General features: G+C 26.5%; 9 protein-coding genes. 3 read left to right on the top strand and 6 right to left on the bottom strand.

The genetic code is table 4. The annotated features are described in order from the left end of the window. The first annotated feature begins 112 nt into the window (after nucleotides 1-112). The 3 genes from NPA07_RS02595 (at nucleotide 113) to NPA07_RS02585 (ending at nucleotide 9,851) form a co-directional block, all read left to right on the top strand. Nucleotides 113-1,399: an MAG2810 family protein gene (locus tag NPA07_RS02595; protein WP_126118576.1), complete on the top strand. Its 1,287-nt coding sequence runs from the start codon at nucleotides 113-115 to the stop codon at nucleotides 1,397-1,399. A gap of 321 nt (nucleotides 1,400-1,720) precedes the next feature. After that, nucleotides 1,721-5,512 carry a hypothetical protein gene (locus NPA07_RS02590; RefSeq protein ID WP_126118575.1) on the top strand — a complete coding sequence of 1,264 codons (3,792 nt, stop codon included), beginning with the start codon at nucleotides 1,721-1,723 and terminating at the stop codon, nucleotides 5,510-5,512. A 40-nt stretch (nucleotides 5,513-5,552) separates the two neighbouring features. Then, nucleotides 5,553-9,851 (top strand): hypothetical protein, encoded by a 4,299-nt coding sequence (locus NPA07_RS02585; protein WP_126118574.1) that lies wholly within the window; start codon nucleotides 5,553-5,555, stop codon nucleotides 9,849-9,851. Between the two features lie 97 nt (nucleotides 9,852-9,948). Here the strand turns inward: NPA07_RS02585 and NPA07_RS02580 are convergent, their stop codons facing one another. The 6 genes from NPA07_RS02580 to NPA07_RS02555 form a co-directional block, all read right to left on the bottom strand. Beyond that, a complete protein-coding gene (locus NPA07_RS02580) occupies nucleotides 9,949-10,227 on the bottom strand; it encodes a Smr/MutS family protein (RefSeq protein WP_126118573.1) in 279 nt (92 codons plus the stop codon). A 3-nt stretch (nucleotides 10,228-10,230) separates the two neighbouring features. Continuing rightward, nucleotides 10,231-10,758, bottom strand: a complete 528-nt coding sequence (locus NPA07_RS02575; RefSeq protein ID WP_126118572.1) for an isochorismatase family cysteine hydrolase — start codon at nucleotides 10,756-10,758, stop codon at nucleotides 10,231-10,233. Nucleotides 10,759-10,841: 83 nt separating this feature from the next. Continuing rightward, the gene (locus NPA07_RS02570) at nucleotides 10,842-12,413 is read right to left on the bottom strand and encodes a hypothetical protein (protein WP_126118571.1); all 1,572 of its coding nucleotides are present in this window, start codon (nucleotides 12,411-12,413) and stop codon (nucleotides 10,842-10,844) included. 411 nt (nucleotides 12,414-12,824) lie between these two features. Beyond that, on the bottom strand, nucleotides 12,825-13,094 hold the full coding sequence (locus tag NPA07_RS02565; protein WP_256553166.1) for a hypothetical protein: 270 nt from the start codon (nucleotides 13,092-13,094) through the stop codon (nucleotides 12,825-12,827). Then, nucleotides 13,034-13,471 carry a hypothetical protein gene (locus NPA07_RS02560; protein WP_256553308.1) on the bottom strand — a complete coding sequence of 146 codons (438 nt, stop codon included), beginning with the start codon at nucleotides 13,469-13,471 and terminating at the stop codon, nucleotides 13,034-13,036. Before NPA07_RS02560 ends, NPA07_RS02565 begins: the two co-directional genes overlap by 61 nt. 75 nt (nucleotides 13,472-13,546) lie before the next feature. Further along, nucleotides 13,547-13,999: a hypothetical protein gene (locus NPA07_RS02555; RefSeq protein ID WP_256553307.1), complete on the bottom strand. Its 453-nt coding sequence runs from the start codon at nucleotides 13,997-13,999 to the stop codon at nucleotides 13,547-13,549. Nucleotides 14,000-14,018 lie beyond the last annotated feature (19 nt).

Here is a 14,018-nt window from a genome sequence, read left to right as displayed (position 1 = left end):
ATAAAAAGAGCAAAAGTTTTTTTGTTTATAGATACATCACGGGCTAAGAGTCCAAAATTTACTAAATATTGATTATTCATATATAATAATACCTATAGAAAGATGAGGTACTATGTCAGTATCAAACAAATTAGTTTCCAAAGAATCATTTATTCGTTCAAAACGTCCAACTATTAGCAAACTAACTACACAATTAATTAACAATTACTTTGCTGACAGAAAGAAAAGTAGAAAAATTAATTGAGCTAAAAGTGGTTTTTGAAGTGGTGTTTCAATCTTTGTTCTTGGCTTGTTATTATTAATAACAATTGTGTTTCTATTTGTTTTTGATTATTTTAGAAATATGCAACTTCTAGGAAAAATTAAACGAGAACTTTTTTATGGAATTATGCTAGGAACATCATTTAGTTTTATTTTTTTAGGTCTAATTGTTCTTATAATTGGACATAGAGCTAAAAAGTATGTTTTAAAAGATGTAATTACTAGTTTAGATAAGTATAAATTAATTAAAAAGTTGTTTAATTTCTTTACATTAGGATATAAAGAAAATATTGATGAAGATGGTAATAATACTGACAAAAATTATGAACTAATCAACTTTTATAAAAACACACATAACTTCAGCGATCTCAAAAGTGGTTTTGCTCCTATTTGCAAGAAATATGAACAATATGAAGCACTAACAACTAATCAATATATTAAAATGCACAACATTGAATACCAAGGTAGTATTTGACATAATATCAACTCTCTTAGTCGTAAAATTAAAAAGCGTGTGCTAAAAACAAACGCTCAAACATATGGAAATTTAATTGAACAAAAACTTACTAAAAAACGTTTTGGTATTGCTGTTAAATTAAAAAACCTTAATCCTGAAGTTAATGTTTCATTATTTGACAAAGATAATATTTATACACCAAATGATTACAAAAGTATCGATATACCTAAATCATATGAAAAATTATTAATTAAATCTAATAATCCTTTTGTATTGGAATCATGGCTTAATCAAAAGAATAATTTAGAATTTCTAAATGAAATTTACAATGAACTAATAATTAGTCAAATTAGTGTTCCAAACACTAAGGCTAACAAGAAATTCTTAATAGATAACTTGTCATTTATTGTTAGAAATACAGAAGCATTTATTTGATTTGACATACCTTTTGAATTAGTTGACTTAATCTTTATTGCAAAAAATATCAATAAAGAAGATATTATTGAAACTATTGTAAATAAATTAATGGATGACTTCTACTTAATTTATTTAGCACTTCAATTATTGGTTCCTTTTGGGCTAGAAATTAGTGTTAAAGAAGAAGTAGTTAATAAACCTCTTGAAAGCGACTTGGTGTTTGATGATAAAGAATCAACAAATAATCAAGAAACAAAAGAATAATAACTATAATGCTAACTTGTTGTTGCAAACAAGTGGCATTTTTATTTTGCGGTTAGAACAAAAATTTCAAATAAGAATAATTCCTAATTTTGCTGTTTTATAGGCGTTTTAGCAAATTTAAAGGAAGAAAATATAAAAATTTAATTTATTTAAAACACTGGATTTTTAACTATTTTGTTATAGGTATTTAACAATAAAATAATGGTCAAATATTTCTTTAAATTTAGTAAATTCTTATGACATTATTTTCCTAATGTCCCAAAAATTTGACTACATTACTCAAAAACTAGAAATATTGATATAGAAGAAACAAAGGGATATATGACTAAGAAAAATAAGAAACTCGTTGGGATATCGGCTGGTATTGGTGGCGGGATAGTTGGTGTAATATCAATTGGTGCAATTGCCGGTGTATCAGTTGATAAATCTAATTATGTTAAAGTCAATGAGTGAATGAAGACACTTAAAAAAGACTTTGAGATTAATAGTAAGAAACTTAAAAAAATACATGATGATATTATTCAAAAAGTTGTTGGTCAACCTGGCTATGATTCAATCAAGGAAGATCTCGAAAAATTATTATCTAGATACAATGATCAAATTTCTACAAATAATTACATTCAGAAACAACTTCAAGAAAAAATTGACAAATATGCAAAATTCGGTGTTGGTCACCACCCGGGCAATAAATCATTTTTAAGAAAATCAGCAAACCTTAAAGAGCAACTTTTCTTTAATGAAACGCTTCCTGATGCTGAACAACAAACAAATGCTTTGCTTTCAGAAAGTAATTGACTTATTAGTTACTTCGATAAGGTGGTTGAAAATGCTAATGAATTAATCTCACTTAAAGACTCAAACAATTTACTAATTGACTCAATTAGTGCAAAAGATTCTAAATTCAATAATTTACAAAAATCAATTGATGAATATAAGAGTCAAAAAACTAAATTGCCAATCAAAGATAATAAACAAGAATTGACAGCTGATTTCATTTTTGCGGGTATTAAATTATTTAGTGAAGATAAGAAATTATGAGAGGCTATATTGACTAAATTCACTAAATCAAAATCAAATCCAAACAATTCAATTAGTGAAAAAATATTAAACAACAATGATATTGACTTATTAAAAGACAATAGTAATTTATCAATAGTAGAGTATGAAAAAGTTAAAAGTGTCTTAGCAAGATATTTTGATAAAGACGGCAAATTAATTTCTAATGAAGATGTCAAGAGAAGTGAAATTATTAGTGAACTATCAAAAGTAAATGATGACATCGCTAACTTTAATAACGAAGTTTTAAGTTATGTTACAAATCTTATTACTTCGCTAAAGTCAAAATTAGAGTCTAAAAATGCATTTAATCAAACTAATATGCTCGATATAAGTGATAAAAGTGACTCATATGGGGAGCTTTATCGTTATGTTGAAGAAATTAAGTCAATATCTACAAATTCATCACTTTGAAATCTTGAAAAAGTTACTCAACTAATCACTAAATCAAATACACTTATTTTGAAAGAAAAATATCAAATTATTGAATTAAATTCTTTTATAAATTCATCTCTTAAATCAAAAGTTAGTGAATTTGGTGGAGATATTGACTCATTCATTGAACTAATTGGACTCAAAACACAATGAGATGAACTAGTTAACTTTTCTAAGAGTTCAAACATTGACTTTTCAACTATTAAAGCACAAGAATACATCAACCAAAGAAATACATTAATTGATTCATTTTTAAAATCAAAAGAGATTATTAATCTTCTTAAAAATAAATCATTAAGCAATTATACATATGGTAAGAATCGTCTTAATGCATTTAAAACGGCATATTCATCTAAGAAATCTAAATTGAATGGATTTAATTCATTAAACTTTTCATACTCGAAAATTGCCGAAAGAGAAAATGTAATCAATGATGCATTAGGTAAAAATCTAGAATCACTAATTAATGCCAATAACAAGCAAGTTGATGAATTTCTTGCTAATGTTCAATCGGTTAGTCAATTAGTATCAATTGATACTAATAATTTTGAAACGCTCAAAAGTGCACTTAATTTAAATATCACTGATAGTGATAAATTTCCTACTGCATATGAATTTAGTTATAGTGGGATTGATGGTTACAAGCCTTTTGAACAACTTGATGATGTTAAAGGTGTTAAAACATTAGTTGAAACAAAAAATGCAGAAGTTCAATCAAAAAAATCGGAACAATGAGTTGAAAACAATCTTGAAACAGTGAGAAGTTCTTTTACTTCGATATTTACCTTAATTGAGGAAATTAATAATTCGGTTAAATCATTAGAAGATGTTAAAGAAAGTTATAAATCATTCCTAGACACAGTTTTTGAAAATATCAATGCACTTAAATCTATTGTTGAAAGCGGACATGCAAACAACAAAAAGAATATTGAAGCTAAGGATAAAATTATATCTTATGCAAAAACTGATTATTTAGATGTAAATAACAAAGAACAATTTAGTTCAAAAATTGAAAACAATGCAAAGACTCTAAAAGAAAAATATGCTAAAACATGAGTTGAAGTATTTAAAGAATATGACAAATATGAAGAAGTTAAGAAATTACTAGAACCTGAATTAACTAAGTATTCACACAATGATATTGCATATCTTAAAGATGCTGTTAGTCAATTTATTGAGCACCAACATGCCATAATTGATGCATCAATAAATGAAATATATGGTGTACTAGATCAAGGTTCGATTAATTGAAACCAATTACCGCAAAAGAGTAATTTCAATAAATTTGTTGAATCTGAAAAAACATTACGTGTAAATTTTGTTAAGAATCTTTACAAAATTTTAGTTGATCAATTTGGTTACAACACAATTTACAATTTTCAATCTCCAAAATACAAATATGATGAAAGTAATAAAAAATTTATTTTTGATTCAGTAAATATACTTAGAAATGGCCAAAGTGAATATGCGAACAAAACCAAAGCCATGGAAGATGCTAAAAAGTATGAGAGCCAACCTGGTCTAAAACCTAATTCAGATAAAGCTAAAAATTTATATAAACGTTATGGCTTTGATCAAATTTTTTATGGTATTGACTATATGGGTAAGAATTTTAATAATGAACTTTTAGTTCCCGGTAAACAAAGTACAAAGTATGTAGTTTGTAAGCGTAATATTTTTGGATGAGAAGATGTTTATATTACTGAAAAAAATTGAATTTTTTATAAGCAAAATACATCAATTAGTTCAAATGAAGTAGGTTTTGATGAAGTAACGGCATTAGAAAAAATTAAAGATGATAGAGCATCATATATTTTGGATACATTCCTTGATATGTTAAATTATGAAAATCAATTAACTCATAGTGTAATTGAAGTATTAAAATTAAAAAACAAACTCATTGATAATGTAGAATATGATGAAATTTTCACAAAACTAGTAAATTCTCTTGCAAAATTGACATACACAAGTATTCTTTCAACTTTAAGTTCATTCCAATCAAATGATAATAAATCATTATACTTACCTGATAGAGAAAAACCAGAAGATGTAGTACTAAATGTTGAATCATCAAAAGGTAAATGATTAAATGCTGGGGTATCAAAAACGATGAATGTTGAGATAAATGATTTTAGAATTCATTTGAGTTATCAGGAACATAGATTAAATTATTATAAAGGTTTACCAGAATGACATTTTTCAGAAGTTGGTAAAAAGTACAATGAAGAATTTAATGTGTTATATTCTGATATAAACAAAACTTTTGAGAGTAGAGGAGTTAATGTATCACATGATACAACGCATGTTATTTCAACGTCAGCACCCTTCCAACAAGTATTACTCGATGACAAATATTTTAAAATTGTCAGTGGCGATCAAAACATCTTTGCTGCTTACTACAGTAAATTAAGTTTTGTTGATGATTTTGGCAATAAATTTAATACTAAACACTTTGACTGATGAAGATTTAATACAATCACAGAATACAAGAGAACATTTGGAGCTCAAATTAATAATGAATACTCATACCTTAAACATGGCTTAGAACGCCATAAATTCACTGATTTCTTTACTGATGAAAAAGTAAAGAAATTAGTCAAATATGAACCAATAAATGAATAACAATTTAAAACAGAAATAAGTAAACATAATAGGAGGTATTATGACTAAGAAGAAGAGAAAAGTTGTTGGAATATCACTAGGTATTGCAGGAGCAATAGTAGGTACTCTTTCAATAGGCACAATAGTTGGAGTAGCCAGTGACAAGAGAAACTATTCGAAAGAGATGGATCACATTAAAGACCTTAACAGACAATTTAACGATAAAAATGTTGAACTTGAGAATACATATAAAGATATCGATCGTAGAGTTAAGAGAGGAAGTATTGATGTCGATATTGAAAAAGAATTAAATAATATTTTAGATAAGTTTAAGGTTCAAATTGAAATAAATAAGCAATTACAAAATGGTTTATTGCAAAGACTACAAACTTATTCAAAATATAAAGTTGGTCATCATCCGGGCAGTAAGCAATTTTTAAGAAAAGCAAAGAATTATAGAGAAAGACAATTCTTTGAGAAAAGTATTCCAGAAGGAATTAAGCAAACTGATGAACTACTTGAAACTGACAAGTGATTATTGCAACGTTTTGATAAAGTTAACAATCTTGCCAAAGAACTAATCTCATTAAAAGATAGCGATAATTGGTTAATTAACACAACAAAAGATAAAGAAAGTAAGTTTTCAAATCTTGAAAGTAGTATCAAAAACTATGTAATTCAGAAAGATAAAATACAAAAAGAAAACGGTGCAAAGAAACTCACTGCTGATTTCATTATTGCTGGCTTGGAATTAATTAGTAGCGATCGCAAACTGTGAGAAGAAGGTGTATTAGCTAAATTTAACGAGAAAGTAACTACTAATTCTATTAGTAAGCAAATACTTAATAATACTGAAATTAATAAATTAATTGATTTTTCTAATATTTCAGCTGATAGTTTTACATCTGCTAAGGAAATATTGGCCAAATACTTTACTGCTGAAGGTTATGTTATTGAATTGCTTGAATATTCCAGAAATGAACTTTTAGACCAATTAGAATTAGCAAACACAAATGTTGGTTCATTTATTAATGATGTTAACACACTTGTTTCTAAATTAACTCTTTCATTGAGATCGAATGTTCAAAGTTTTAAACTATTAGAAAAGACTGACTTAGTTGATTTTAGTAATAAAGATACAGATTACAAAAAATTGTTCCAACTTGATGATGAATATATTAATATTGTGAAAAACACATCCTTATATAATCTTGAGAAAGTTACATTATTACTTTCTAAATCATCAGAAATAATTAATACTGACAAGAACTTAAATACAGAATTGCAAAATTTTTCTAATAATGAAATTAAAACAAAAATTAATAATATTAATAGAAATTTGAATGTCTTAGTTAGTGAATTTGACCTAGCAAATTTGTGAGAAAAAATAACAAAATATTCAAAGAGTGAGAATTTTGACTTTTCATCTCTTAAAGTTAATGAATATCTAACTAAGAGAGACGAACTTATTGAACAATATTCAAGAACAAAGACAGACATCATTGAATTTGCAAAAAAAATTAAAACTGATGTAATTCCTTTTATTACTTCATCTATTGATAGACTCAAGACAAAAGTTGCGGAGAAAAATCTTTTAAGCAAAACGCAGTTGCTCAATTTAAGTATTAAAAGTGAAAATTACAATGAACTTTATAGCAAAAATAATACTTTTAAGACCTATCAAAGTTCCGTTCAACTTAAAAGTATTGATTCATTAATTGAATTAGTTACAAAAGTCGATGAATTAAATAGTGCTGAAAAATCGCTTAATAATGAATTTGCTTCATTTATAACAAGTGAACTAAAAGAAAAGGTAAATTCATTTAATGGTAACCTAAATGAATACATTAAATTCTTAAAATTTGAATCAGATTGAAAAGAGATTACTGAGTTTTCAAATACAGCTGATATTGACTTCTCTCAATTAAAAAAGGACGATTATTTGAGTCAAAGAGATATTTTAATTGATACATTTGCTAATATTAAGAGTAAAGTTATTAAATTAAAAGATAATAGTATTTCATATTATACATATGCCAAAGCTAGACTTAATGCATTTAAAGATGCATATAACCAAAGAAAAGCAAATATAGAAAACTTTAATTTATTTAATTTCTCATACTCAGAAATCAGAGAACAAGAAGCTAGAAGCAACGAAGCTCTTGCTAAAAACTTCAACAATTCATTTAATTCTGCTAACAAGGATCTTAATGAATTTCTTAATGATTTGTTATCAATAAATAAATTAAGTGCTGTTGATTCTGCTAATTTTGAGGCTATCAAAAGAGTAATAAATTCAAATGTTAGCGATAGTGACAAATTACCAAGTGTATATGAGTTTAGTTATAGTGAAATTGACAATTATAAGAACTATATTGAACTAGAAGAAGTTAAGCAAGCTAAAAAATGAATTGAGACTAAAAACGATGAAATTAGTACTAAAAAGGCTGATGAGTGAGCGGAGGGCAATATAGATACAGTTAAAAATTCACTTAATTTACTTTTTGGTGCAATTGAAGAAATTCAAACGAAAACAACTGAATTAAATTCTATAAAACATTCATACAAAACTTATCTTGATAAAGTTGTTGAAAATGTTAAGAAAATTGAATCTATTCTTAACAACAACCACGCAGGACATCAAAGAAACGTCGAAGCAACAAAGAAAATTTCTTTACTAGCTAAAACTGATTACCTTGATATAAGTAGCAAAAGAGAATTTGATGCTAAAAGCACAAATACTGCTATTAAAATTAAAGAAGACTTTGCAAGCAGTTGAAATGCTGTTTTTAAAGAATATGACAAATTTGCAATAAACAAGAAATCAACTGATGATCAACTAACAAATTATTCACACAAAGATATTGCTTATTTAAAAAATGCAGCTGAGGTTTTTGTTAACCAACAACATAAGTTAATTGAAGATCAAATTGACAAAGTTTATGAAGTTCTTGATAATAATCAAGTTAACTGATTGCTAAAACCGGATTTAAATCAGTTTAATTCATTTAGCGACAGTGAAAAAACATTGTCAACAAGTTTTATTAAAAATCTTTATGACATTGTTGTTACACAATTTGGCTATGATACTATTTATAATTTACAAGTACCTAAATATAAATGAAATGAATCAAGAAAAAGTTTTGACTTTGATGTTGTAAATATACTTAGAAACGGTGAAAACGAGTATTCAAATAAAACAGCAGCAATGCAGGATGCAAAAAATTATTCTCAATCAAATAGAGGGCTAAAACCAAGTTCAAGTAAGGCAAGTCATTTATATAAGAGATACGGTTTCAATCTAGCCCTCTATGGTATTGAATGAAATGGTAAAAATTTTAATAATGAGTTTTTAGTTCCTGGTAAGAAAACAACGGTTGCATATTCAATGTGAGATAGAGACACTGGCAGAAATTGATCAAGATATGATGTTACTAATGATAATTGAATTTTTACAAAGTGGAATAGTTCGATTAACTCAGATGAAATCGGTTCAGATGTTGCTTCAGCACTTGATAAAATTAAAGCAAATGATGCTCCTTATATCTTAGATACATTCTTTGACTTATTGAATTATGAAAATAAATTAACTCATAACGTAATTGATTTGTTAAAAAGTAAAGAAAAAATAATTGATAAAACAGAATACAACGAGATTTTGGCTAAATTAGTTAAATCATTTTCAAAATTATATTATGCAAGTTTACTTTCAATATTAAGTTCATATCAATCATATGATAACAAGGCATTAGAATTGCCAAATAAAAATGAAAAGGATAATGTGATATGAAATGTAGAATCACAAGTTGGCAATTGATATGAGGCGGGTATGTCAAGGATACTGCCAGTTGAAATAGATTCAGATATACATAATAGATATAAGGATACATGAAGTTATGGTGCTTATCATCATAAAGAAATAACCACTCCAGAAGGTCATTTTGCAACTGTTCATGAAAGAAATACTGAGAAACACGATAAATTACACTCTGATATAAGCAGTATATTCAGTCAAAATAATATTGACGTTTCAATGAGTTCTACACACGTTATTTCAACTTCAGGAGCATTTCAACTAATGCTTCTTTGAAAAGAATATTTCAATGCTAATAGAAAAGACCAAAATATTTTTACATCATTTTATACAAGAATAGACTTCAACGATGAATTTGGAAATCAATTTAACACAAAACACTTTGATTGATGAAGATTTAACACAATTACTGAATATAAAAGAAGATATGGTGCAAAAGATGACTATCCATACTTAAAATATGGTTTGGAAAGACATAAATTTACTGATTTCTTTACAAATGAAAGATTAAGAAAAATAACTACATATACCCCAATTAATGAATAATTTATAGGCAAGCAATTATTTGCTTGCTTTTATTATGCGCAGATAGCACAAATTAAGAAACAACAAAACTCTGCACACTGAATATGCAGAGTTTTGACTATTGGAATTTCTTATTATATTCATCGAAGAAATCATTATCTGTGTCTAAATTAGAATCATTTAAGAGATAAACAATTACTGAAGGACCTTCTTCTATATAATCTAAATTCTCTTGTTCAATTAAGTCAATTGTAATTGTTCTAAGAGTTCCACTACCATAACCAGTGATAATTGTAAGCAAAGTTAATTGATTGCTTCTCGCCTCATCTAATGCCAGAATTATTTTACTTGTTGCTGCTTCAACACTTAAGCCATGCAAATCAATTGTCTTAGTCATAATCTATTTAATTTCTACTCCTGCATAAGACATTAGCATTAGACTAAAGTTATTAAATTGTTGAGCATTGTGCCCAGGCATATCAAAAGTTGCTACAGCATCTTTTAAGACAGTGACTTTCTTGTCAATATTCTTTTCATTTAAATATGTCTTAAGGCTTAGTGAAAATTGTAATATGCAAATATCAGTACAACAACCCACAATTATAAATTCATCATATTTATTAATTAATTCTTTGTCAAAATTATGAAAAGCATTAGTTGAGTTCTTTGTAAGAATATCTTTAACATATGACTTAAGTTCACTTACTACTTGAGCTTCCTTAGTTTCTTTAAGACAATGAAGTGGATACTGTTGCATCTCTAGGTCATAAGAGTTATGACTATCACAAATAAATAAATTATCTTGTTCCTTGTTTTCTTCTAAGAGATTCTTAATATTTGGAACTATTTTTTTAATTAGTGGACTAGCTAGATTACCACTATTACAAAATCCTTCTAACATATCTATAACACAGATTAATTTCTTCATTTTTATTCCCCTTTTATTTAATGCTATTATTATAAATTAATGAACAAAAAAAGCGTGCAATATTATTTGCTACGCTTTATAAATTATTCACTAACTGGTGTATATGAAGAAATATTTCTAAAAAACTCATTTTTATAATATTCATTGGTTATAAATTTTGTATTATCAGGTGAGCCTTTTTTATTACTGTTGTAAGCTGTATAATGAAACAATTTATTATATCTATATCAAGAATAATAATTAACTTCAAATTTAGTGTTAAATTCATCTATAAAACTTAATTTATTATATAAGGCAGTTCAAGAAAGAAATCTATTTGCAATTTTACCAATATTATTTAAATAACTTATGAGTGATGAAGAACTTGTTAAAACTGCTGTTGTAATAAGATTAACACCAAGATTAAATTCATTACGAAGATAATTAAAAAATAGATTAACTCCATATGATTCATCAGTATTTATGTTTTTAATTATATCAGAACTCATTGCTTTGATATAGAGTATGTTACTATTATCTGTTCCATGGTTTAAATATCTATAAACATCATCAGGGTCTTTATTTAATGTTTTACTTATTTCATGCATGAAAATATAGTAGGCCCCATAAACATTTATATTTTTTTCGTTTGCTATCTGAAAAAATGAATCTTTTTTCGCATCATGTATAGGAAAATCAATATTAACTATCGGCAAAATCATCAATATCAACGAATAAGATAATTTTGCCAATGATCTTACAAATTTGCTTAATATTTCATCATAGTCACTTTTACTATAAATTTTATTTTTCGCAATTAGTAAATTTATAATTTTATTAGAAAGATTGTATTCATAATTTAATGAATTAAAAATTGCATCTAATATATAAAGACTTTTTACATCTTTAATTTTTGCAATAGCCTCATCTATATTGTTGCCAATTTCATTAGAAATACTTTGAATATTAGTTGGTGTATAAATTCATCTTGATTCATTTTGCCAAATAAACTCATCATATTCTGCACTTAGAGGTGTACCATTGTTAAGATATTCGCTGTTCATTTCATTATTAAATGAATCTTCTAATTGTAAGCCAAAAATTGCCTCACTAAGTCCTCATTTCCTATATAAATCTTCAGTATTAAAACCAGGTTTATGCCCAAAACTATTACTATCTTTGACATTTTTTGCTTCTTGAATTGCTAACGTTTTGTTTATTGTTAGTGGTTTTTTATATGATAATACATTTACAATTTCTGAATTTATTACATCATCTTTCCTAAAGAATCTCATTGTTTTAATGTTATACATTTTATTAAGAGAAAATTTATTAACTAAAATATCATAGAAATTCTTAATAAAATGAATAAGATTCTCTTCTAATTTTGTAAATTTATTTATATCTTGAAAATTAATTACATTTATTCAATTTAGTTCATTTTTATCTAATTCGCTATAGACGTTATTGATTTCATCCTCAATTAGTTTATTTTGGTGAACTATTAATTTGCCTGTTGTTTCTTTAATGTATCTAATTTCATCGTGTTCATATTTGCTATATTCGTTATCAGTAATATTTCTTTCTTTAATATAGAGATTATATTCGTTAAATATTTTAGTTGATAATTTTCTTCTATTTTGTCCAATTTTTAAGGTTGTAAAAATTATAGCCAAAACACATAAAAGTTTGGCTATTTTTTTAACTAAAACAGCAAAAAATGTGTTATTTTTTGTTTTTGTGTGTACAACATTAAGGTTTACCGCATTTTTAAATGTTAAATTACATTTTTTAAAATTTTGCATATTAAAACATACAACATCATTAAGAAGTTGCTTTTAATTAATTCATTTTGTCTTCAATCCTAAAGTTTTTTCATAACTTTTGGGGATTGACATCATTTGTTAATTTCTTTTTAAATATTCTTCAATCAACAAATAAATTGTTGATTGAAATAAAAAATAACTTATTTAATAAGTATTGAGCCGTTGGCTCTTATTAAGACCTGTCGGTCTTAAGAAGCAAAACTTCTTTTTGTCTTGCTAAGACAGGCTTTCTTCTTTTAAAAAAGAAGAAACAAGAAAAACTTACTTAAATGATTTGTAATTAGCGTCAATAAATTCCTTCATTTCTTTTGTAATATCATTTAACTTTTCAAGATTTTCACTTAATAGTTTTTTAATAAATTCAATGTCTTTATTGTTTGGGTTTGCAGAATTCTTAAATATATTTTCAAGTTTTTCAAATGTACTGGATGTTCATGTTCTATTATGAAGCATGGTTTTAATTGTAGCTCTTACACCTTGATGTTGTGGATCAAGATTTTTTGATATTGCATATACATCGATTGCGCTCAATTCGTTTCCTTTCGGTACTCTGGCTTCATATTTTCTTTTCCCTCAACAAAGAATAATTTATTTTCAGGAGTTACCATAAGCTTTGCCTCTCCACTTTCAAACATAGAAACCCTAGCGCCATTATTATCAAATGGAGCAAGATATTTGTTGTCATATCTCACAGTATGATTAACTATTTTTCTTTTAATTACAAGATTCATCTCTTCTTCAAAAATTTCAGTATTTGGCTTTCTAAAAACATTTGATTTTTTACTTACTGCTTCGGCCTTTTTAAATTGTTTGTTGTATTCATCAATTAAAAGTTCAATTTTTCCCAAAAAGTCTTCAAAACAGTTGATTCCGTTTGTATGAAAGAATGTTCCTATTCATCTTTGCAATGTTCAAAATGATCTTTCAACATTTGGTTTTGCCTTTGGATTGCTCGCTTGTTATAAGTTCAATTCCTCTTGCATTTAGTGCTTCTTCCATACTTGTTCTTGTACTATCTGAACCTCAAAAGTTCTTCTTCTATCCGTTATTATTACTTGTGGAATGCCATACCTTTTAAATAATTGTGTTAGAAGATTTTGATATCCAATTGTTGTTTCCTCAATGTCAATTCAGATTGCTAACAAACTTTTTGTTGTCGCATCAACAAGCATTATAAATATGGTACTTCTTACTTTCTCCAAAAGATGAAGTGGTGTTGCATCAATTTCAATAATTTGCCCAAAATCATAGTCAGAACTTTTATTTTGGTAAACACCTTTTAATGGATTTTTATTTAGAATTTTTTCATAAATTTTAATAAACTGTGCCTCGATTTTAGAAATATCTTGACCGTTTTCTAAAAACATTCTTCTTCTCTTAAGCTCATTTTTTACTTTTCTCGTTGCATATGAACTGCAATAACCAAGTCTAAGCATTCTTTTATAAAAGGTAGTG

The sequence above is a fragment of the Mycoplasmopsis caviae genome, from assembly GCF_024498215.1.
In the GTDB taxonomy this organism is placed as follows: Bacteria; Bacillota_I; Bacilli_A; order Mycoplasmatales; family Metamycoplasmataceae; genus Mycoplasmopsis; species Mycoplasmopsis caviae.
This window is presented reverse-complemented; position numbering and strand designations above follow the sequence as displayed.